Below are 20987 nucleotides of genomic sequence, written 5' to 3'. Positions count from 1 at the left end.
CCCGGTGAGCGCTCAGACCAGCGGGGCGACCTCGGCGTAGGCGTCGCGTTCGACGGCGGGGGCGGATGCCGGGGCACCGAACACCCGTGCCCGCCGGGTCTCGGCATCCCAGGCCGGCCACCCCGGGTCGCGGTCCCGCGCGAACGAGACCGCCGCCCCGTGCATGAGCGTGGCCAGGTCGGGCGGAGGGGTGCCCGCGATCGTGGCGACCCCGTCGGCGTCGAGGTGGTCGAACCAGAACGGGACGTCGAGGCAGTGGCACGCGACGCCGATGGTCGGCACGGGCGACGCCCACGCGAAGCGATACACCCAGGTCGGGCCCGTACCGCGCGCCCGAGCCGTCTCGAGCACCGTCGAGCGGATGACGCGGTCGGTGAAGAAGCCGCCGAGCACCGCCGCGGTTCCGCGTCTCCGGGTGCGCTCGAGGTAGGCGCGTCGTCGCGTGCGCCGCAGGCCGAGCACGGCCAGGGCGAGCGGAACCGGGACCACCCGGAGCGCGCCGGCGTAGCGCGCGGTGAGCGCCGTGAACTCGTCGTCGGTCGACCCGATCACCAGCGGTATGTCGGCGCAGGCGCCGTCGGAGAGAGCGTCGAGCGGATGCCGGGGCAGCACGTCGCCGTCGATGACCGGCCCGAGCGGCAGACCGTCGTCGAGCAGGGTCGCCAGCGACGTGATTGCCCGGGCGAGGTGCGGGGCGAGGGCGCTCCTCTGCGCCGCGAGGACGCGCTCTTCGGGCACGGAGGCGAAGCCCCGGCGGTCGGGGCGGACCCCCGCTCTGTCGGCGACACGAGCGGCGAAGCGCTCCGCCGAGGCGAGCGTCACCGCGCCGATCGCGGGCGAGATCGCCATAGCCCCCGAGAAGAGACCGGATGCCGCGGGGCTGGTCATCAGCGCCAGCACCGACCCGCCGCCGGCCGACTGACCCGCCACCGTGACCCGGGCCGGGTCGCCGCCGAAGGTGCGGATCTCGTCGCGCACCCACTCGAGGGCGGCGATCTGGTCGCGCAGGCCCCGGTTGGTGGGGGCGCCGTCGATGAGCCCGAACCCGTCGAAGCCGATGCGGTACGAGATCACCACCGTGATCACCCCGTCGCGCGCGAAGGCGTCGCCGTCGTACCAGCGGCTCGCGGGGGAGCCCGAGGTGAAGCCACCGCCGTGGATCCACACGAGCACCGGGAGGGCGGCATCCCGGTCCCGGTCCGCCGGAGCGAACACGTTGACGTTCAGTGTCGCCTCTCCCGGGACGCTCGGCTCGGGGATGAGGGTGATGCCCGTGTCGCCTCGCTGCGCGGTCGGTCCGAAGACGGTGGCGTCGCGCTCGCCCTCCCACGCGTCGATCGGCACAGGAGCGGCGAAGCGCAGCGTTCCGACGGGAGCCTGAGCGAACGGGATGCCGAGGAACACGGCGGTGGTGCCGCGCCGGAAGCCGCGGACGGCGCCCTTCGAGGTGTGAACGAGCGCAGCGGCATCCATGTCTTCATCCTGCCCTCGCGCAGCGGTGGTGCTCCACCCGCGCAGCGCGCCAGCGCGACGGTTCGCCGGTGGGGGCCGTCCGTCGTAATCCGTTCCGTCCCCGACCGGGTGGTGCCGGTGCCTGGCGCACCTTTCGACCCACGCAGAAACGCGATCCACGCGCAGAAACGCGAGCAGAGCGCGTTTTTGCGTGTGAATCGCGTTTTTGCGTGAGGGGTCCGGGCGGGGTGGGGCCCGCCGCGTGCGCAGGAGCTGGCGTCGTGGCCGGAACCGCCGGAGGGTCAGGCGTCGCGGCGCGCGCCCTCGGAGGCCGTCACCGTGAAGATGTTCGGAGCACGGAAGCCGGATGCCGCGAACGCGGCGCGCAGCGCGGCCGTCGCCGCCGGAACGAGTCCGGTGGGGATCAGTGCGATCGCCGCTCCGCCGAAGCCGCCGCCGGTCATGCGCGCCCCCAGCGCCCCCGAGGCGAGTGTCGTCTCGACGGCCAGGTCGAGCTCGGGGACAGAGATCTCGAAGTCGTCGCGCATCGAGACGTGCGAGGCGACGAGCAGGTCGCCGATCGCGGTGGGGCCGTCGGCGTCGAGGGCTGCGACCGTGTCGAGCACGCGTTGGTTCTCGGTGATCACGTGGCGCACGCGGCGGAACGTGACCTCGTCGAGGATCTGTTCGGCGCGCGGGAGGTCGTCGACGGTGAGATCGCGCAGAGAGGAGACGCCGAAGGCTGCGGCTCCGCGCTCGCAGGCCTCGCGGCGCTCGCGGTACCCACCGGTGGAGTGCGCGTGCTCGACGAGCGTGTCGGTGACGAGGATCGACAGGCCGGCGTCGGCGAAGCCGAGGGGCACCGCGCGCGTGGCGAGGGTGCGGCAGTCGAGGAAGGTCGCGGCGTCGGCGACGCCCAGCATCGAGGCCATCTGGTCCATGATCCCGGTGGGGGCGCCCACGGCGTCGTTCTCGGCGACGCGGCCGACGCGAGCGAGGGCGACCTTGTCGAGACCGGCCGTCCACACGTCGTTCAGGGCGGAGGCCACGGCCCCCTCGATCGCGGCCGAAGACGACAGGCCCGCGCCCACCGGCACGTCCGAGGCCAGAGCGATGTCGAGGCCGCGGGCCGCGGCATCCGGAGCCTCCCGCAGCAGCGCCCAGGCCACACCGAGCGGGTAGCCCGCCCAGTCGAGGCCACCGCCGGCGATGCGCGCGTCGAGGTCGGCGAGCGAGACCTCCACGGCGTCGGGAGCGAAGGTCGAGCGCACGCGGATCACGTCGTCGTCGCGCAGGGCGACGGCGGCCGCGGTGCGCTGGGCGATCGCGAAGGGGAAGACGAAGCCCTCGTTGTAGTCGGTGTGCTCGCCGATGAGGTTGGCGCGGCCGGGGGCCGACCACACTCCGACCTCGGCGGCGTCGGTCAGCGTGGTGAGCAGGGCGCGGGCGTCGTCGACGGCGGTCATGCCGTCACCTCCGGAACGGTGTCGAGGGCGGCGCGCAGGCGCTCGGCCTGCGACTCGGGGGTCACGTCGCCGATCCAGGCGCCCATGGCGGCCTCGCTTCCGGCGAGGTACTTCAGCTTGTCGGCGGCGCGGCGGGGCGAGGTGATCTGCAGGTTGAGGCGCACGGCGTCGCGGCCCCGTCCGACCGGGGCCTGATGCCAGGCCGCGATGTAGGGCGTGGGCGTGTCGTACAGCGCGTCGATGCCGCGGAGCAGCCGCAGGTAGAAGGGGGCGAGTTCGTCGCGCTCGGCGTCGGTCGTCTCGGACAGGTCGGCCAGGTGGCGGTGCGGCAGCACGTGCACCTCGATGGGCCAGCGGGCGGCGAAGGGCACGTACGCCGTCCAGTGCTCGCCGCGCAGCACGACGCGCTCGCCGGCTTGCTCGAACGCGAGGATGCGTGCGAACAGGTCGTCGGAGGTGCGCGAGATCGTGTCGAGCAGGCGGTGCGTGCGCGGGGTCACGTACGGGTAGGCGTAGATCTGGCCGTGCGGGTGGGGGAGGGTGACGCCGATCTCTTGCCCGCGGTTCTCGAAGGGGAACACCTGGCGGATGCCGGGCAGAGCCGACAGCGCTGCGGTGCGATCGGCCCAGGCCTCGATCACGGTGCGGGCGCGGGTGCGCGAGAGCGAACCGAACGAGCCCTCGTGCTGGGGGCTGAAGCACACGACCTCGCAGCGGCCCACCGAGGTGCGGGTGCGGCCGAGGCCGAGGTGTTCGAGGTCGTCGTCGCTGCGGGGCGGATCGACGGCCGCCGGGGCATCGCCGATCGCGGTGTCGAGGGCGGGGCCGAACGAGGGCGACTTGTTCTCGAAGACCGCGACGTCGTAGAGCGAGGGGATCTCGGACGGGTTGGTCGGCGTCTGCGGCGAGAGCGGGTCGAGGTGCGCGGGCGGCAGGAACGCGCGGTTCTGCCGATTGGATGCCACGGTGATCCAGTCGCCGGTGAGGACATCCTGACGCATGGTGGCGGTGGCGGGCCGGGGGTCGAGCGTGCGGGCGTCGACCGAGCGCTCAGCGCCGAGAGCCGTGCCGGGGTCGTCGAAGTACATCAGTTCGCGACCGTCGGCGAGACGCGTCGAGCGCTTGATCACGCCGGCGCTGAGGGTCTGCGCGGAGGGGGTGTCCGTGTTCACGATAACACGCTACATCTGGGCCGTGATATCGTCAACATAGGGGGAGCGATGCGCGTATCCATGGCCGATGTGGCCGCGAAGGCCGGGGTCTCGGCGCAGACGGTGTCGCGCGTGGTCAACGGCAGCCCCCGCGTCGACCCCGCGACGCGGGCGCGGGTCGAAAAGGCCATGGCCGACCTCGGCTACCGCATGCACCGTGCCGCGCGCGCGCTGCGCACGGGCCAGACCTCCACGATCGGACTCGTCGTGTCGACCCTCGCCTCGGTCGGCAACTCGCGCATGCTGCAGGCCATCTCCGAGGCCGCAGCCGCTCGCGACTACGCCCTGGCCGTCGTGACCGTCGGTGAACGCGGCATCCACGAGGCTTTCGCCCGACTCCGCTCCCAGGGCGTCGACGGCGCCGTCGTGCTGAACGAGGCGACCGAACTCGCGCGCGATGCCGAACCCCCCGCCGACCTGCACCTCGTGGTCGTCGACTCCCCGCCCGACGAGCGCTTCTCGATCGTGCAGACCGACCACGCCGGGGGAGCGCGTGCGGCCACCGCGCACCTGCTCTCGCTCGGGCACGCGAGCGTGCACCACGTCGCCGGTCCCGCCCGTTCGTTCGCCGCCGCCGAGCGCGAGCGCGGCTGGCGCGACGCCCTCGCCGACGCCGGGGTGGCAGCTCCCGCACCCGTTCGGGGCGACTGGACCTCGGCATCCGGGCATCGCGCGGCAGTGCATCTCAGTGACGCCACCGCCGTCTTCGTCGCCAACGACCAGATGGCGCTCGGCGTTCTGCGCGCTTTCGCCGACGCGGGTCGGGGCATCCCCTCCGACGTCGCCGTGGTGGGCTTCGACGACATCGTGGATGCCGCGGAGTTCCGCCCCCCGCTGAGCACGGTGCGCCAGGACTTCGACGCCCTCGGCGGTCGCGCCGTGGCCGCTCTCGTCGCAGCGATCGAGGGGGGAGCCCCCGTCGTCGAGACGGTGCCCGCGGCCCTCGTGGTGCGTGCGAGCAGCGGGGGCAGGTGACGAGTCAGAGGTGGTACACCTCGTTCGCTCGGTGGTACACTGACCGCATGCCGACCACCCGACCGCGCACGCAAGTGACGCACACGCGAGCGGTCGAACAGGCCCTGGAGATCGCGCGCTCTCGATGGCCCGACGAGTCGCCCAGCGCTTTGCTCATGCACCTGGTCGTGCGGGGTGGGCAGGCGATCCAGGATGAGCAGTCGCAGCGTGAGATTGATCGTCGCGCCGCCGTGGACGCGGCGGTCCAGCGACTGGCGGGGATCTATCCCGACGGGTATCTCCACGAGCTCCGCGGGGACTGGCCCGAGTGATCGTTCTCGATGCCGGAGTCGTCATCGCCCTGTTCAGCCCCGACGATGCCCACCACGACCGGGCGAAGGCTCTCTTCGCCCGACAGGCGGGGCCCTTCCTCCTGCATTCGCTGACCGTCGCGCAGACCCTCGTCGCCGCCGCACGTGTCGAGCGCGAGGGGGAGTTGTGGGACGCCCTGCGCAGCCTCGGGGCAGAGGCCTCGGGGCAGAGGTGGCGGCGATGGGGCCCGATGAGCCCCTGCTGCTGGCGCGATTGCGTGCCACGCACGCAATGAATATGCCCGACACGTGCGTTCTCGCGGTGGCGGTGCACCGGCGCGTACCCCTCGCCACCTTCGATACGCGACTGGCCGCCGTGGCCGACGAGATGTCGCTCTTGTTCTCCGTCGACTGACCCGGCGCAGATCCCCTCGTCTTGCTCGGCGCGCCTGGCCCTCTGTCCGTTGCGGGGCGAGGACGCACTCCCGGATGCCGCGGAGCCCGTGATCGCGACGCCGTGAGGCGCTGCCGTCGGTCAACCCAGAGCGATGCTCGCGGTGGTGCGGACGGTGCGAAGCGGCGAGGCCGCCACCCACACGACGGTGAGGGCCACCCCGACGCAGCCCGCGGCGATCCCGGCTCGGGTGCCCAGCGCTTCGCCGACGAGGCCGCCGAGGCCCGCACCGATCGCGACGACGCCGTACGAGATCCACCGTACGGTCGCGTTGACCCGCCCGAGCAGGAGGTCGGGCGTTCGCAGCTGCCGCAGGGTGAGGGCCACCACGCTCGAGAGCGAGGTGCCCGCGCCGTTGACCGCGAACACGCCCACGAGCACGCAGACGATCACGGGCGTCGACCACGCGGCATCCACGAACGGTAGGGCGCCGAGCACGAGGCTCTCCGCCCCCGCGCAGGCGATGAGCACCGGTCCGACGCCGAAGCGCCGCACGCTCGCGGGGGCGGCCGCAGCGCCCACCACGGCTCCCACCGCGCCGAGGCTGAAGACGAGGCCGAGATGCCCCGCCGTCAGGCCGAGCTCGCGAACGGCGTGCACGAGGAGCAGCACGGTGATCCACTGGGCGAACAGGTTGTAGATCGCCGAGAAGCCCACGAGCGAGACCAGGTAGCGGTCGCGTCGCACGAAGCTCAGTCCCTCTCGCAGTTCCGCGAGGGCGCCGCGCCGCTCGCGGAGGGGGTCGGGCTCCCCGGCGCGGATGCCGATGAGCGCGACGGCCGAGACGGCGTAGGTGACGGCCTGCGAGAGGAGGGCCCACGGGGCGGTGAGGGTCTGCACGAGCCACCCGCCCAGACCCGGCCCGCCGACCTGTGCGGCCGAGGCCGTCGCCTGTAACCGGCCGTTCGCCGCCTCGAGTCGGTCGCGGGCGGCGACCGTGGGCAGGAACGATTGGTAGGCCACCTCGAAGGCGACGGTGAAGGCCCCGATCACGAAGATGAGCCCGAGCAGCACGGGAAGGGTCAGAGAGCCGCTCACGGCAACGGCGACGAGCACGATGATGAGGGCTGCTCGAGCGGCATCGGCGGCGATGAGGACGGGTCGCCGCCGCCGGCGATCGACGATGACACCGAGGGGGAGCGCGAGCAGAAGGAACGGCAGCCACCGGGCGACCCCCACCAGTCCGGCCTCCGCCGCCGTCGCGTGCAGCACCACCACGGCCAGCAGGGGAACGGCGAGGTCGCCGATCTGGCTGCCCACGGCCGAGGTCGTCTGCGCCAACCAGAAGCGGTCGAAGTCGCGACCCAGACGTTTACTAACGTGTGTTTCCGTCATCACCCGTTAACAATGTCGGTCGCGAAGTAACGCGTCAACAGCTTTTCGCGCATTAGGCTGTCGGGTATGGGCGCGACGACGTTTCCGCGGGTCGGGGGCCACCCGGCCTTCGACCTGGTCGACACGGTGCACTGGCGACTCGACGACGCCCGCGCGATCGACACGCTGCCGGACTTCGGGGCGGTGCTCGAATGGTGCACCGAGATCGGGCTGATCGCCGATCCGGGCATCGTCCGCGCGACACCCCGAACGGCCGCGGCGGAGCACGCCGCGATCATCGCGCTGCGCGAAGCCGTCTACGAGGCCGTCTTCGAGGACTCTCCGGATGCCGTGGCCCTCATCGCCCGTGAGCACGTCGACGCTCTGCGCCGTTCAAGCCTGGAGCGCGGCGACGACCGGTGGCAGTGGCATCCGCCCGCCGATGTGACCGGTCCGCGCGCGGCGATCGCCCTCCTCGCCCACGACCTGCTGACCTCCGATCTACGCGCGGCGCGCCAGTGCGGCGACGACGCGTGCGGCTGGGTGTACCTCGACACCTCCCCCCGGCACAACCGCATCTGGTGCACCGCCGCCGGCTGCGGCAACCGCAACCGCGTCAAGCGCCACCACGCGAGATCGCGCGTCTGAGGGAAACCGCCGTCAGGCCTCGGCGCCCCACGGCATCGGCCGCTCGGGATCGCGAGAGCTGTCGTCGGGCAGGGGCGGAAGCGCCTCGCCACCCGCGCGGATGCACAGCCACCGCAGTTCGCTGTCGCCGCCCGGGGTCGCGCGCCAGGTGCGCCAGACGTTCTGCCCGACCCGCACGACGCTGCCGGGACCGACGTCGACCACGTCGTCGTCGAGGCCCATCTGGCCGCGCCCCTCGAGGAAGACGTACAGTTCCTCGACCCGGGTGTGCGTGTGCCAGTAACCGGCCTCTTCTCCGGGCAGCAGAGCGTTCGCCGTCATCCCGATGAACTGCATGGTCAGCTCCTGGTCGACGACGCGCCGCCCGTCGCGGGAGCGCGCCGGGGCGAACCCCCCGAAGTGGTCGCGCCAGTCGTCCAGCCCGCCGATCTCGGTGACCTCGTAGTCGCTCATCGGTTCTCGCTTTCGTTCGCGGGTTCGGTCAGCTGCCAGCCCTCGGCGGTGCGCCGGTAGATCGTGCGCAGGTGCCGGCGGTCGGGGGAGCCCTGCCAGAACTCGACCCGGTCGGGGACGAGTCGCCAGAGGACCCAGCCGCCCGGCTCGATGCCGTCGCGGGCGGCGGCGGACCGAGCGGCGAGGTCGGCCGCGCTGTCTTCGGCGGAGGCCTCGACCACTCGTCCGCGCACGCGCACGGCCCGCAGCACCGCCGGCCACCAGAAGTTCAGCGCCGCAGCGGGCTGGGTGGCGAGTTGCGCACCCTTGGCGGAGGCGCGCGGACCGGCGAAGGCCCACCCCTGCGGCCCCAGGTCCTTGAGGATCAGCGTGCGGGCGTCCGGGATGCCGTCGGCATCGACCGTCGCGAGGGTGGCGCCGTGCGCCTCGGCGACGCCGGCGTCTACGGCCTGCCGGATCCACCGCTCGAACAGGGCCTCCGGTGCGGCGGGGAGTGCCTCGGCATCCTGCTCGGGGGGAGTCCCGGTGAGGGAGGGGATCGACCGGAGCCACGCAGCCATCGTCATGCCCCCATCCTGCTCCTCCCGGGCACGCGCCTCTCCCGCGTGAGGCTCCAAGAATCGTCGCTTTCGGCGCTCCGGACGCGACAAAGGCGGCGCCTCACGCGCGAGCAGGCACGAAAGGCGCGACGAGGACAGGGGATGCCACGAGAACAGGCCGACCCGCGCGGGATCGGCCTGTTCTCGGCGCACGCGCCTGTTCTCGTGACGGACTACTCCTCGAGCTGCCCCAGCGACGGTTCGGCGACGAAGCGGGCGACGGTCTCGATCGCGTGCTCCAGCTCGAGCACGACGATCTCGTTGGCACCCGCACGGGTCGCGGGACCCGGGATGTAGAGCGTGTTCTGCGGCACGTTGTTCCAGTACCGCCCGAGGAAGAAGCCGTTGACGAAGGCGTAGCCCTTGCCCCACGAGGTGGTGTCGAGGAACAGATCGGCGGGCGCGTCCAGGTCGAACGAACCGCGCAGCAGCACGCGGCCCACCGAACCGGCTCTTGTTCCTTCCGCGGCTTCCAGGGCGACGGGCGTCGCCGTCCAGCCCGTGAGCGTCTCGCCGTTCAGGGTGACGGGTCCGAATAGCCCCTTGGCCTCGCCGAGGCGATCGGCGTAGTTCACGCGGCCCTGGTCCTCGACGAGGACCGTGAGCCGAGCACCCGCGGGGATCGTGAGGGCGCGCTCGTGCAGCGTCCGCGAGAGTCGACCCACGGGAGTGTCGTCCACGTGCACCCACGCCAGATCCCGCACCTCGCCGAACACGAGCGCCGCGGGACCCGAGAACGCGGGCAGCTCCACGTCGTACCGCACGAGCGGGCCGAGGTGGGCGATCTGCTCGAAGCTCGGCGGGTCGTCGGCGATGGCCACGGGCCCGGGGGCCGGCATCCAGTCTCCTTCTCCCGACAAGCCCACCTCGAAAGCGGGTGCCTGCGGGCGGGGAGCGGGGACGACCTCGGGCACCGGGGCGTACTTGGCGATGACGTCGCGGAAGGCGTGGAACTTCGCCGTCGGGTGGCCCGACTCGTCGATGGGGGCGTCGTAGTCGTACGAGGTGACGATGGGGTCGAAGCGGCCCTTGTCGTTCGCGCCGTTCGTGGTGCCGAAGTTCGTGCCGCCGTGCACCATGTAGATGTTCACCGAGGCCCCGGCGGCGAGCAGCACGTCGAGGTCGTGGGCGGATGCCGCGGGGTCGGTCGTGTGGTGGATGCTGCCCCACCAGTCGAACCAGCCGTCCCAGAACTCGCTGCACATGAGCGGGCCGGTGGGCTGGTGCTCGCGGAGGGTCGCGAGGCGCTCCTCCGACCGCGAGCCGAACGAGCCGGTGAGGTGGAGGCCCGGCAGGCTCCCGGCCTCGAGCATCCACGGCATCGGCTGGTCGACGGTCGTCAACGGGACCGTGATGCCGGCGTCCTCGGTCACGCGCACCAGCTCGCGCAGGTACGTCTTGTCGGATCCGTAGGCGCCGTACTCGTTTTCGATCTGTACGAGCACCACATTGCCGCCGCGATCGATCTGGCGGGGCGCCACGATCTCGTAGACCCGGCGCAGGTACTCCGACACCGCATCGATGAACTGCGGTTCCGAGCGACGGATGCCGATGCCCGGCGTCGAGGTCAGCCACACCGGCAGTCCGCCGTTGTGCCATTCCGCGCAGATGTACGGGCCCGGGCGCACGATCGCGTGCAGGCCTTCCTCGGCGATCAGGTCGAGGAAGCGGCCGAGGTCGTTCCACCCCGTGGCATCCCACTCCCCGCGAACGGGCTCGTGGGCGTTCCACGCCACGTAGGTCTCGATGGTGTTGAGCCCCATGGCCTTGGCGGTGCGGATGCGGTCGACCCAATGTTCGGGGTGGATGCGGAAGTAATGCAGCGTTCCGGAGATGACCTGGTGGGGCTTCCCGTCGAGCAGGAAGTCGGTCTCGCCGATGGAGAAAGTCGTCACGATGTCTTTCGGGTTCTCAGGGGATCAGTCGACGAGGCGCGCGCGCAGGCGTACCCACGACAGAGCGGGGAGGGTGAAACGCAGGATGCCGTCGTCGCCCACCTCGACGTCGAGTCCGACGGGGGCGACGGGCTCGCCGTCGGCGGAATTGGTGGTGTGGCGGTCCCCGCCCTCGGGGATCGTGACGACCACGGCTTCGACGGCGTCGACCCGGCCGAGGTCGAGCTCGACCGGGGTCGGGGCCTCGAGGTCGCGGTGCACGAGGAACACCGACACGGTGTCGCCGTCGACGGTGGCGACCGTGTCGACGGCGTCGACCGGGCCGAGCCGCGGGGTGTCGATGGTAGCGCCGTCGACACGCGGGACGACGACGCGACCGGATGCCGCCTTGGCCGTGAGGGCGAAGGGGTGGAAGGTGGTCTGCCGCCAGGCTGCGCCGCCGTCGGGCTCGGTGCGGATGGGGGCGATGACATTCACGAGCTGCGCGAGGTTCGCCATCGACACGCGGTCGGAGCGGCGGATGAGCGTGATCAGGAGCGAGCCCACGACGACGGCGTCGGTCACGGTGTAGTCGTCTTCGATCAGGCGCGGCGCGATCGGCCAGTCGCCCGTGAACACGCGCGGCTTGTCGACCTCGTTCCAGCGGGTCTGGTTCCAGACGTTCCACTCGTCGACGCTGATGCCGATCGGGCGGCCGTCGGGGGTCGTCGCCCCGACCTCGTCGATGATGTCGGCGACCTCGCCGATGTAGCGGTCCAGGGCGACTCCGCTGGCGAGGAAGCTGGCGGGGTCGGCGGGGTCTTCTTCGTAGTACGCGTGGACCGAGATGTGATCGATCAGTCCCGCGGTGTGGCGGAGCACGGTGCGCTCCCATTCGCCGAACGTCGGCATCTCGTGATTCGAGCTGCCCGCGGCCACGAGCTCGACCGTCGGGTCGATGAAGCGCATCATGCGTGCGGTCTCGGCGGACAGGCGGCCGTACTCGTCGGCGGTCTTGTGGCCGATCTGCCAGGGGCCGTCCATCTCGTTGCCCAGGCACCACAGGCGGATGCCGAACGGGTCTTCGCGGCCGTTGTCGCGGCGGCGGTCGCTCAGCGCGGTGCCGGCGGGGTGGTTGGCGTACTCGAGCAGGTCGGCGGCCTCGGCCACGCCGCGCGTGCCGAGGTTGACCGCCTCCATGACCTCCAGGCCCGCGGCATCCGCCCACTCGGCGAACTCGTGCAGGCCCACCTGATTGGTCTCGGTGCTGTGCCACGCGGCATCCAGCCGAACCGGACGCTCTTCGCGCGGGCCCACACCGTCCTCCCAGCGGTAGCCCGACACGAAGTTGCCGCCGGGGTAGCGCACGACGGTGGCGCCCAGCTCGCGCACGAGCTCGAGCACGTCGGCGCGGAAGCCCTGGCCGTCGGCGGTGTCGTGCCCGGGGGAGTGGATGCCGTCGTACACGCAACGGCCCATGTGCTCGACGAACGAGCCGAACAGGCGGCGGGGGACGTCGGCTCCGACGGCGGTGCGGTCCACGACGATACGGGTGGGGGAGGTCATTCGGGTCTCTCCTGGCGAGGGAAGGGAAGGGGCGGGCCGCATGCGTGCACGCGGACCCGCCCCCGGGGAACTGCTTACTTGTTGACCGAGAAGCCCTGGTCGTTGCCGTACTGGACGAGCTGGTCCTGCCACGCGGTGAGGCCCGCGTTCAGGTCGCTCTTCTTCGAGTAGGCCTGGCCCACGGTGTCGCCGTAGATGCTGTTGGCGTACACCTGGAAGGGCAGGTAGCTCCAGCCCTCGCGGACCTCGCTCGAGGCCTGCGTCAGCACCTGGTTGATCTGCTGGCCGCCGAAGTAGTCCGACTTCTTGTCGACGAAGGCGGGGTCGCTCAGCTGCGCGGTGGTCGAGGGGAAGCCACCCGACTCGGCGAAGATCTTCAGGCTCTCGTCGTCGTTGTTGAGCCACTTGAGGAAGCCGGCCGCGAGGGCGGGGTTCTTGCTCTGCTTGGTCACGGCCTGGCCGCCGCCGCCGTTCTCCGCCGTCACGGCCTTGCCGTCGTAGGTGGGGATGGGGGCCACGGCCCACTTGCCCGAGCCGTCCTTGACCGAGGACTCCAGGACGCCGGGCATCCAGGCGCCGATCACGAGAGAGGCGATCGAACCGTCACCGAGGCCCTTGAACCACTCGTCGCTCCAGCTGGGGGTGTTGGAGATCAGGCCGCCTTCGATGAGACGGTTCCAGTTGTCGGCGAACTTCTTCGAGCCCTCGTCCTGCAGGTCGATGGTGACGTCGGTGCCCGAGGTCTTGAAGGGCGTGCCGCCGGCCTGCCAGATCATGCTGGTCGTGAAGCCCGAGTCGCCGTTGTCGGCGGTGATGTACTTCGTCGGGTCGGCGGCGTGCAGCTTCTCGCCCGCGGCGACGTACTCGTCCCACGTGGTGGGGACGGCGATGCCGTACTGGTCGAAGACCGACTTGTTGTAGAAGAGGGCCATGGGGCCCGAGTCCTGCGGCAGGCCGTACAGCTTCCCGTCGAAGTTGACCGAGCCCCACGGGCCGGTCGCGTAGTCGCCCTTGAGGTCGGCGAAGCCGTACGACGACAGGTCGACCAGCGAGTCCGAGAGCGCGAACTGCGGGAAGGCGTAGTACTCGATCTGCACGACGTCGGGAGCGCCCGAGCCCGCCTTGATGGCGTTCTGGAGCTTGGTGTACTCCTCGGTGTTCGTGCCGGCGTTGACGTAGTTGACCTTGACCTTGGGGTACTTCGCCTCGAAGGCCTTGACCTGCGCCTCGGCCGAGGGGGTCCAGGACCAGTACGTGATCTCGCCGCCGGCCTCGAGGGCCTTCTCGATGTCGTCGGCCGATCCGCCGGCAGCACCGCCGGCGTTACCGCCCGAGCACGCGGTCAGCGCGCCGACCGTCAGGGCGGTGGCGGCGACGGCGAAGACGGCCCGCCGAGCGGCGGTGCTCTTGCGCATGAATGTCATCGGTTCCTTCACTTCGTTGTTGTGGATTCGGGGCCGAGGCCCCGGGGGTGTTGTGTGTTCCGGGGCAGGACGCTCCGGTGGTGTGGTGTTGCGGGTCATCCGGGGGGATACCCCGGTCAGGGGGAGCTGGGGGTGATCACTCCTTGACGCTGCCGGCGGTCAGACCCGACTGCCAGAAGCGCTGGAGCAGCAGGAAGGCCGCGACGATCGGGATGATCGAGAGCAGCGATCCGGTGATCACGAGGTTGTAGATGGGCTGCGCGGCGACGCCGGTCGCCTGCGCGTTCCACTGGTTGAGGCCGACCGTGAGCGGGTACCAGGCGGGGTCGCTCAGCATGATCAGCGGGAGGAAGTAGTTGTTCCACGTCGCCACGACCGCGAACAGCAGCACCGTGACGATTCCCGGGGTGAGCAGGCGGATCGAGATGGTGAAGAAGGTGCGGAACTCGCCCGCCCCGTCCATGCGGGCGGCTTCGAGCAGCTCGGTGGGGATGGCATCCGTCGCATAGACCCAGATCAGGTAGAGACCGAAGGGGCTGATGAGCGAGGGGATGATGATGGCCCACGGGGTGTTCGTGATGCCCAGCTGGCTGAACAGCAGGAACGTCGGCACCGCCAGAGCGGTACCCGGAACGGCGATCGCACCCAGGACGACGGCGAAGACCGCCTTGCGGCCGCGGAAGTTGTACTTCGCCAGGCCGTAGCCCGCGAGGGTGGCGAGCAGGGTCGCGCCACCCGCGCCGACGACGACGTAGAGCAGCGTGTTGCCGAGCCAGCGCAGGAAGATCCCGTCGCGGTAGGTCAGGGTCTGCACGATGTTGTCGCCGAGGGCGAAGTCGCTGCCGAACCACAGGCCGAACGTCGAGAAGAGCTCGGGCTGGGTCTTGGTGGAGTTGATGAGCAGCCACGCCAGGGGCACGAGCGTGTACAGCAGGTAAAGCGCCATGACGATGCTGAGGACCACGGACTTCTTGCTGTGCGTGGGGGAGCTGCGCGCGAAGCGGCGGCGCGTGCCCTGGCGGGAAGTGGTCACGGCCACGGTGTCGGTACGGGGTGCGGTCGCGGTGGTCATCGCGCCTCCTGACGGGAGCCGCGCAGCTGCACGACGTAAGCGATGACGGCGGTGATGACGCCCATGATGATGGCGATCGTGGCCGCGTAGTTGTACTGCTGGCCGGCGAACGAGAGGTTGTAGGCGTACATGTTCGGCGTGAAGAACGTCGAGATCACGTTGGGTGCCAGGGGCTTGAGGATGTTCGGTTCGTTGAAGAGCTGGAAGCTGCCGATGATCGAGAAGATCGTCGCGATCACCACGGCGCCGCGGACGGCGGGGATCTTGATCGAGAAGATCGTGCGCCACGCACCCGCTCCGTCGATGGATGCCGCTTCGTACAGCTCGTTCGGAATGGTCTTCAACGAGGAGTAGAAGATGAGCATGTTGTAGCCGACAAACTGCCAGGTGACGATGTTGCCGATCGACAGCAGCATCCACTCCGGCAGGAATGGCTGCACGACCTGTCCGCCGAGGAGGTCGTTCAGGTTGCGGGTCAGACCGAACTGGTCGCCGTAGATGTAGCCCCACATGAGTACGGCCACGACGGCGGGCACCGCGTAGGGCAGGAAGATCACCATGCGGTAGAAGCCGGCGGCGTGGAGGCGCGCGCTGTCGATGGCGAGGGCCGCACCGAGCGCGAGCAGCAGCATGATCGGCACCTGCACCACGAGGAAGAGCAGGACGCGTCCGAAGCCGTCCCAGAACTTCGCGTCGCCGAAGGCGGCGATGTAGTTGTCGAGCCCCACGAAGGCGTTGCCGCCGATCAGCTGGTCGCGGAACAGGCTGAGGTACACCGAGTACGCCAGCGGTGCGAGAAAGACGAGCGCGAAGACCAGGGCGAACGGGAGGACGAACAGCCAGCCGCGGTCGTCGATTCGGGTGCGCCGCTTGCGCCGGGGGGTGCGCAGGGCGGGCGGGGGTGCCGCGGTGGTCGTCATCGTCCAGTGCCTCTTCGTTGGTGCGCATTTCGGTCGGGTGGCCGAGATGTTGACGTAAACATAACTCGACACCGCTAGTGTGTCAACGTCAACATTCCGAGGGAGCCTGCATGAGCGAGACGACGACGACGTCGACCGCGATCCCGACACGCGAGCGGCGGCGCGAGGTGTCGATGGCCGACGTGGCGGCAGCCGCGGGGGTGTCGGGTCAGACCGTCTCGCGCGTCGCCAATGGCCGCACCAACGTCGACCCCGAGACGCGCCAGCGCGTGCTCGATGCGATGTCGACCCTGGGGTACCGCCCGAACAGCGCCGCCCGCGCGCTGCGTTCGGGGCGCTTCCGCAGCATCGGCGTGATCATGTTCTCGCTGAGCTCGTACGGCAACACGCGCACCCTCGACGCGTTGGCGTCGATGGCCGCGGCATCCGGATACTCCATCACCCTCATCACCGTGCAGTCGGCGTCTCAGTCCGATGTGTCGGGGGCGTTCCTGCGCCTTCACGAGCACGCGGTCGACGGAATCGTGATCTTGATCGAGACCCACCGGCTCGGCGAGAACGAGCTCTCGCTGCCGACGGGGCTGCCGGTCGTCGTCGTGGATTCGAGCGCCGACTACCCCTACGCCGTCGTCGACAACGATCAGGCCCAGGGCGCACGCCTGGCCACCGAGCACCTGCTCGATCTGGGGCATGAGAGCGTGTGGCACGTGTCGGGACCGCCCGAGTCGTTCGCCGCGGAACGTCGCCGCGACGCATGGCGTTCGGCCCTCGAGGATCGCGGATGCCGTGTGCCCGAGGTGCAGATCGGCGACTGGACGGCCGAGTCGGGGCATCGCATCGGGCGGGAGCTCGCGGAGGATCCGGCCGTCACCGCCGTCTTCGCCGCGAACGATCAGATGGCGCTCGGCGTCATCCGCGCGCTGCACGAAGCGGGACGCGACGTGCCACGCGAGGTCAGCGTGGTCGGCTTCGACGACATGCCGGAATCGGCGAACTTCTGGCCGCCGCTGACGACCGTGCGCCAGCGTTTCGAACGCGTCGGCGAAGAGGCGATGAGCGCCCTCATCGCCGACATCGAGGGCGACGCGGGCGAGCACACCCGCACCCTGGTGCCCACGTCGCTGGTGGTTCGCGCCAGTTCCGGCCCGCGCCCCTGACTCGCGCGATCGGGTGCGGCCGCGCCGGGCGACACATTCCGCGCACCCGTTGCGGTCATCCATAGCGCTCCCTTAGGCTCGGTGTTGACGTCAACATGTTGACGTCAACACCCCCCACCTGAGGTCGCACCGCTGCGGCCGGATCGGAATGACGATGAAGTCAGCTCGACTGTTGTCGATGACCTGTGCCGTGGCGCTGGCCGCCGGCGCGATCACCGCCACGGCCGCCGTGGCACCTCCGCCCGCCGAGGCGGCCGCCGCCGCCCCCGTGCGCATCACCCCCAACCCCGCCACCGCCTCCGAGAAGCCGTTCGAAGGGTGGGGCACGAGCCTGGTGTGGTTCGCCAACGCGACCGGCAACTACCCGGCCGACGTCCGCCAGAAACTCTTCGACGCCGTCTTCGGCGACGACGGGCTGAACCTCAACATCGCGCGCTACAACATCGGCGGCGGCAACGCCTCCGACGTCCCGTCGTACCTCCGCCCCGGCGGCGCGGTGCCCGGTTTCTGGAACCCCGACCTGAAGGCGACCGATGCCGAGGGTGCGATCACGTCGAACTACGCCGATCGCGAGCGCTACAAGGCGGCCTGGAACCCCGACGACCCCGCCGCCTACGACTTCACCAAGGACTCCGCCCAGCGGTGGTGGCTCGACGCCCTGAAAGGTAAGATCACCCACTGGGAGGCCTTCAGCAACTCCCCGCCGTACTTCCTCACGCAGAGCGGATACGCCTCGGGCGGCATCAACAACGCCACGAGCGAGCAGCTCGCCACCGCCGACATGGACAAGTTCGCCGGCTACCTCGTGAACGTCGTGGACGAGCTCGAAAAGGCCCACGGCATCACGTTCGACACCATCGACCCGTTCAACGAGCCGAACACGAACTACTGGCAGACCCAGATCCCCGACGGCGCGACCTGGCCGACCGGTGGGCGCCAGGAGGGCGCCCACATCGGGCCTCAGGCGCAGGATGCCATGGTCAAGGCCCTCGCGGCCCGCCTCGGGCAGTCGAGCACCACCACCGACGCCGTCATCTCGGCGATGGACGAGACCAACCCCGGGATCTTCGCGACCAACTGGAACACCTGGTCGGCGCAGTCCAAGAGCCAGGTCGACCAGCTGAACGTGCACACCTACGGCACCGACGGTCGACAGGTCGTGCGCGACATCGCCAAGGCCGCGGACAAGCCGCTGTGGATGAGCGAGGTCGAGGGCAACTGGACCGCCCAGGACAAGGGCTTCGTCACCGACGACATCGAGAACGGTCTCGGCATGGCCCAGCACATCGTGGGTGACCTGCGCGAGCTCGAGCCCGACGCCTGGGTGTTCTGGCAGCCCGTCGAAGACCTCTACAACATGGAGAAGGTCGAGAAGCTCAACTGGGGCAGCGTCTTCATCGACTTCGACTGCAACGCGCAGGGGCAGTCGGAGCGTCGACTGAAGGACGGCGACGCCGACCCCTCGTGCCGGGTGCTGACGAACGAGAAGTTCAACACGGTGCGCAACTTCACGCACTACATCGCGCCCGGTGACCACCTCATGGCCACCGACAACGCGCAGTCGACCGCGGCGATCGACGCCGACGGACAGGGCGCGACGATCGTCCACGTCAACGCCGAGGCCGCCGAGCGCACCGTGCAGATCGACCTGCGCGATTTCGGTACCGTCGCCCCCGGTGCGACCGTGACCCCGATCGTCACGACGCAGTCGACGGCCGACGCGCCGTCGGTCAACGCGTTGAAGACGGGGCAGCCGGTCGCCGTCGACGCGGCATCCCGCACCGCGACGCTCACCATCCCCGCGAAGTCGGTCGTGACGTTCGAGATCGACGGCGTCTCGGGAGTCTCTCCCGACGCCGCCGCGTTCCGAGACGGTCAGACGGTGCAGCTGTCGGGCCTGCAGAGTGGACTCGCCCTCGACGGCGGCTCGACGCTCGCCGTACGGACCCCCGCCACCACGGCCGACACCGCCCGCGCCCAGTCGTGGACCGTTCGCACGATCGACGGCAAGGGCACCAACCGACACCGGTTCACCCTGCAGAACGGGACGGGGAAGTTCCTCGCCTCGAGCGGCACCAGCACCGCCCTGGTGGATGCCGATCCGGCCGCGGCCGCGTCGAACCCCGCACTGCAGTGGATGGCGTCGACGACCGACGGCACCTACTACTCGATACTGAACGTCGCAGCCGAGCGCGTCCTCGACGTCAACGGAGCGAGCACCACCCCCGGCGCGTCCGTCGGACTGTGGACCTCGAACGGCGGCGGCAACCAGCAGTGGCGCATCGCCGGGACCTCGGTCGTCGGGGCGGAGCCGGTGACGGTGGCGACCGCCGTGGGCGTGAGCCCGACGCTCCCGAGCACCGTCGACCTCCGTTACGCCGGTCGTACCCTTCGCAGCGCCGTGGTGAGCTGGCAGCTCGATGGGGTGGACTTCTCGCGCGTCGGAACGGTCCAGGTGCGAGGGACCGGCACCGACCTGTTCGGCAACGCCTTCGAGGCCACGGCCACCGTCGAGGTGGGGCCCTACACCGCCACGCGGCCGGCATCCGTCACCGTTCCCGCCGGGAGCGCGCTCGACGTGGTGCGGAGCCAGGCCGACGGCAGCGTGCAGGCGGAGCTGAGCCCCTCGGGCTCGGGCTTCTGGGTGCCGGTCCAGTGGAGCTGGGACGGACTCACCGACGCCTCCTTCGCCCAGACGGGGACCGTCGGCGTGACGGGCGTGGCCACCGGGCCCAGCGGCGAGAAGCTCGACGCGCGCCTGACGGTGATCGTCACCGCGGCGTCGGAGCGCAACGTCGCCCCGCAGAGCCAGCCGTCGGCGACCTTCACCGAGAGCTCCCAGTACGGGGTGGGCAACACCATCAATGGCAGCTCCACAGACAAGGGGTGGTCGAACTGGCGTTCGGGCACGAAGAACGAGCAGGACACGCTGAGCTACGCGCTGAAGCAGCGCGAGACGCTCACCCACGTCGCCGTGCAGTTCTACCGCGACGGCAACACCATGAGCTGGCCCGCGACCCTGCGGGTGGACCGTCGCGTGAGCGGCGGGGACTGGATCCAGGGAGACCTGGTGACCGTGCCCACCCCCTCGAGCGGTGCGCCGAAGGTCGATGTGCCGGTCGCCGGCGCTGCCGACGAGGTCCGCGTGGTCATGAACGCCCGTTCGCAGACGCACATGATCGTGTCCGAGGTCGAGATCTTCGCGGCGGCCCCGGCTCCCGCGGGTATCGCCGATCTCGCCCGCCTCACCGTAGGTGACACGCCGGTCGAGGGGTTCGCCCCCGACGTGCTCGATTACACCGTCTCGTCGACGGGTGCGACCTGGCCGGCCCTGCACGCCCTGGCCGTCGACGAGGACGCGAGCGTCGTCATCATCCAGCCCGGTGCGTCCGAGTCGGCCGACACGGCACGGCTGGCGGCGCTCGCCGCGACCGGCGGCGTCGGAACCGTGCAGGTCACGGCCCCCGACGGCACCTCGCGCACCTACTCGGTCACCGTGAACCGGACCGTCGGCGTCACCAGCGTCACCGTGACGGGCGAGCCCCGCGTGGGCTCCACCCTGCGGGCGACGGTCGTGACCGATCCGGCCGAGGCGGCCGCGGCGTACTCGTGGATGCGCGACGGCGTCGCCATCGACGGTGCCACCGCCGACAGCTACGCGCTGACGGCGGCCGACGAGGGGCGTCAGATCACCGTCGAGGCGACCGCGACGGCGGCCGGCTTCGCGGCGGGCACCGCTCGATCGGCGGCGGTCGTCCCCACGGCGGCGGTGTCCGACCCGGGGACGGGCGGCGGAACGGACGGCGGATCGGGAACCCCGGGCGCCGGTACCGGCTCCACCGGACCGGGGGCCGGAGCCGGTGACGGCTCGCCGGCGAGCTCCGCAAACACCGGAGCGGGCTCTGCGGCGAACGGGCGCGACCTGGCCACCACCGGCCAGAACACCGAAGGCGTGCTCGTCCTGAGCATCGGCGCGCTCGTCCTGCTCCTGCTCGGAGCCGGGGCGGTCGTGCTGCGGCGTCGCCGCTCTCGCGTGTGACTCTCTGAAACCGAAGGCCGTGTCGGTCGCCTCCCCGCGACCGGCACGGCCTTCGGCGTCGCCGAGGGGCCGG

At 70.7% G+C, this 20987-nt stretch carries 17 protein-coding genes; 6 read left to right on the top strand and 11 right to left on the bottom strand.

Going from position 1 to position 20987, the window contains the following annotated elements; translation table 11 throughout:
• Window positions 1-12: 12 nt before the first annotated feature.
• The 3 genes from OVA17_RS03860 to galT all read right to left on the bottom strand — a co-directional run bounded on the left by OVA17_RS03860 (window position 13) and on the right by galT (window position 4006).
• Window positions 13-1473, bottom strand: coding sequence for a carboxylesterase/lipase family protein (locus OVA17_RS03860; protein WP_267788296.1), 1461 nt, complete (start codon window positions 1471-1473; stop codon window positions 13-15).
• Window positions 1474-1754: 281 nt separating this feature from the next.
• Complete coding sequence (galK, locus tag OVA17_RS03855) at window positions 1755-2918, bottom strand: galactokinase (protein ID WP_267788294.1); 1164 nt, start codon at window positions 2916-2918, stop codon at window positions 1755-1757.
• A complete protein-coding gene (gene galT / locus OVA17_RS03850; RefSeq protein ID WP_267789353.1) occupies window positions 2915-4006 on the bottom strand; it encodes a galactose-1-phosphate uridylyltransferase in 1092 nt (363 codons plus the stop codon). Before galT ends, galK begins: the two co-directional genes overlap by 4 nt.
• Before the next feature lie 132 nt (window positions 4007-4138).
• Between galT and OVA17_RS03845 the strand changes: the two genes are divergently transcribed.
• The 3 genes from OVA17_RS03845 to OVA17_RS03835 are packed head-to-tail and all read left to right on the top strand — an operon-like array spanning window position 4139 to window position 5690.
• A complete protein-coding gene (locus tag OVA17_RS03845) occupies window positions 4139-5104 on the top strand; it encodes a LacI family DNA-binding transcriptional regulator (RefSeq protein ID WP_267788293.1) in 966 nt (321 codons plus the stop codon).
• Window positions 5105-5151: 47 nt separating this feature from the next.
• Window positions 5152-5415, top strand: coding sequence for a hypothetical protein (locus tag OVA17_RS03840; protein WP_210077013.1), 264 nt, complete (start codon window positions 5152-5154; stop codon window positions 5413-5415).
• Window positions 5412-5690, top strand: coding sequence for a hypothetical protein (locus tag OVA17_RS03835; RefSeq protein WP_267788292.1), 279 nt, complete (start codon window positions 5412-5414; stop codon window positions 5688-5690). Before OVA17_RS03840 ends, OVA17_RS03835 begins: the two co-directional genes overlap by 4 nt.
• A gap of 239 nt (window positions 5691-5929) precedes the next feature.
• Here the strand turns inward: OVA17_RS03835 and OVA17_RS03830 are convergent, their stop codons facing one another.
• The gene (locus tag OVA17_RS03830; protein ID WP_267788291.1) at window positions 5930-7183 is read right to left on the bottom strand and encodes an MFS transporter; all 1254 of its coding nucleotides are present in this window, start codon (window positions 7181-7183) and stop codon (window positions 5930-5932) included.
• A gap of 66 nt (window positions 7184-7249) precedes the next feature.
• Here OVA17_RS03830 and OVA17_RS03825 point away from each other — a divergent pair, with 66 nt between their 5' ends.
• On the top strand, window positions 7250-7810 hold the full coding sequence (locus OVA17_RS03825; RefSeq protein WP_267788288.1) for a CGNR zinc finger domain-containing protein: 561 nt from the start codon (window positions 7250-7252) through the stop codon (window positions 7808-7810).
• A 12-nt stretch (window positions 7811-7822) separates the two neighbouring features.
• Here the strand turns inward: OVA17_RS03825 and OVA17_RS03820 are convergent, their stop codons facing one another.
• From OVA17_RS03820 to OVA17_RS03790, 7 genes are all read right to left on the bottom strand, one after another.
• Window positions 7823-8263, bottom strand: a complete 441-nt coding sequence (locus OVA17_RS03820) for a cupin domain-containing protein (RefSeq protein ID WP_267788287.1) — start codon at window positions 8261-8263, stop codon at window positions 7823-7825.
• Window positions 8260-8829 carry a pyridoxamine 5'-phosphate oxidase family protein gene (locus OVA17_RS03815; RefSeq protein ID WP_267788286.1) on the bottom strand — a complete coding sequence of 190 codons (570 nt, stop codon included), beginning with the start codon at window positions 8827-8829 and terminating at the stop codon, window positions 8260-8262. The genes OVA17_RS03820 and OVA17_RS03815 overlap by 4 nt, the downstream gene beginning before the upstream one ends.
• 206 nt (window positions 8830-9035) lie before the next feature.
• Window positions 9036-10757 (bottom strand): glycoside hydrolase family 35 protein, encoded by a 1722-nt coding sequence (locus OVA17_RS03810; protein ID WP_267788284.1) that lies wholly within the window; start codon window positions 10755-10757, stop codon window positions 9036-9038.
• A gap of 24 nt (window positions 10758-10781) precedes the next feature.
• The gene (locus OVA17_RS03805; protein WP_267788283.1) at window positions 10782-12302 is read right to left on the bottom strand and encodes an alpha-N-arabinofuranosidase; all 1521 of its coding nucleotides are present in this window, start codon (window positions 12300-12302) and stop codon (window positions 10782-10784) included.
• 74 nt (window positions 12303-12376) lie between these two features.
• Window positions 12377-13717 (bottom strand): ABC transporter substrate-binding protein, encoded by a 1341-nt coding sequence (locus tag OVA17_RS03800; protein ID WP_267789352.1) that lies wholly within the window; start codon window positions 13715-13717, stop codon window positions 12377-12379.
• Between the two features lie 145 nt (window positions 13718-13862).
• Window positions 13863-14798: a carbohydrate ABC transporter permease gene (locus tag OVA17_RS03795; RefSeq protein WP_373458832.1), complete on the bottom strand. Its 936-nt coding sequence runs from the start codon at window positions 14796-14798 to the stop codon at window positions 13863-13865.
• Window positions 14795-15718, bottom strand: coding sequence for a carbohydrate ABC transporter permease (locus OVA17_RS03790; RefSeq protein ID WP_267788282.1), 924 nt, complete (start codon window positions 15716-15718; stop codon window positions 14795-14797). Before OVA17_RS03790 ends, OVA17_RS03795 begins: the two co-directional genes overlap by 4 nt.
• Window positions 15719-15828: 110 nt before the next feature.
• On the opposite strand from OVA17_RS03790, the gene OVA17_RS03785 reads away from it, so the two are divergent.
• A complete protein-coding gene (locus tag OVA17_RS03785) occupies window positions 15829-16875 on the top strand; it encodes a LacI family DNA-binding transcriptional regulator (protein WP_267788281.1) in 1047 nt (348 codons plus the stop codon).
• 178 nt (window positions 16876-17053) lie between these two features.
• The gene (locus tag OVA17_RS03780; protein WP_267788279.1) at window positions 17054-20914 is read left to right on the top strand and encodes an RICIN domain-containing protein; all 3861 of its coding nucleotides are present in this window, start codon (window positions 17054-17056) and stop codon (window positions 20912-20914) included.
• The last annotated feature ends 73 nt before the right edge of the window (window positions 20915-20987 follow it).

The organism is Microbacterium sp. SL75 (assembly GCF_026625865.1).
In the GTDB taxonomy this organism is placed as follows: Bacteria; Actinomycetota; Actinomycetes; order Actinomycetales; family Microbacteriaceae; genus Microbacterium.
This window is presented reverse-complemented; position numbering and strand designations above follow the sequence as displayed.

What these genes read in the sequence shown, in the direction of transcription:
- OVA17_RS03860 (WP_267788296.1), bottom strand. Translation starts at nt 1,473, where the DNA reads ATGGATGCCGCTGCGCTCGTTCACACCTCGAAGGGCGCCGTCCGCGGC.
- galK (WP_267788294.1), bottom strand. Translation starts at nt 2,918, where the DNA reads ATGACCGCCGTCGACGACGCCCGCGCCCTGCTCACCACGCTGACCGAC.
- galT (WP_267789353.1), bottom strand. Translation starts at nt 4,006, where the DNA reads ATGTACTTCGACGACCCCGGCACGGCTCTCGGCGCTGAGCGCTCGGTC.
- OVA17_RS03845 (WP_267788293.1), top strand. Translation starts at nt 4,139, where the DNA reads ATGCGCGTATCCATGGCCGATGTGGCCGCGAAGGCCGGGGTCTCGGCG.
- OVA17_RS03840 (WP_210077013.1), top strand. Translation starts at nt 5,152, where the DNA reads ATGCCGACCACCCGACCGCGCACGCAAGTGACGCACACGCGAGCGGTC.
- OVA17_RS03830 (WP_267788291.1), bottom strand. Translation starts at nt 7,183, where the DNA reads ATGACGGAAACACACGTTAGTAAACGTCTGGGTCGCGACTTCGACCGC.
- OVA17_RS03825 (WP_267788288.1), top strand. Translation starts at nt 7,250, where the DNA reads ATGGGCGCGACGACGTTTCCGCGGGTCGGGGGCCACCCGGCCTTCGAC.
- OVA17_RS03820 (WP_267788287.1), bottom strand. Translation starts at nt 8,263, where the DNA reads ATGAGCGACTACGAGGTCACCGAGATCGGCGGGCTGGACGACTGGCGC.
- OVA17_RS03815 (WP_267788286.1), bottom strand. Translation starts at nt 8,829, where the DNA reads ATGACGATGGCTGCGTGGCTCCGGTCGATCCCCTCCCTCACCGGGACT.
- OVA17_RS03805 (WP_267788283.1), bottom strand. Translation starts at nt 12,302, where the DNA reads ATGACCTCCCCCACCCGTATCGTCGTGGACCGCACCGCCGTCGGAGCC.
- OVA17_RS03800 (WP_267789352.1), bottom strand. Translation starts at nt 13,717, where the DNA reads ATGCGCAAGAGCACCGCCGCTCGGCGGGCCGTCTTCGCCGTCGCCGCC.
- OVA17_RS03795 (WP_373458832.1), bottom strand. Translation starts at nt 14,798, where the DNA reads ATGACCACCGCGACCGCACCCCGTACCGACACCGTGGCCGTGACCACT.
- OVA17_RS03790 (WP_267788282.1), bottom strand. Translation starts at nt 15,718, where the DNA reads ATGACGACCACCGCGGCACCCCCGCCCGCCCTGCGCACCCCCCGGCGC.
- OVA17_RS03785 (WP_267788281.1), top strand. Translation starts at nt 15,829, where the DNA reads ATGAGCGAGACGACGACGACGTCGACCGCGATCCCGACACGCGAGCGG.
- OVA17_RS03780 (WP_267788279.1), top strand. Translation starts at nt 17,054, where the DNA reads ATGACCTGTGCCGTGGCGCTGGCCGCCGGCGCGATCACCGCCACGGCC.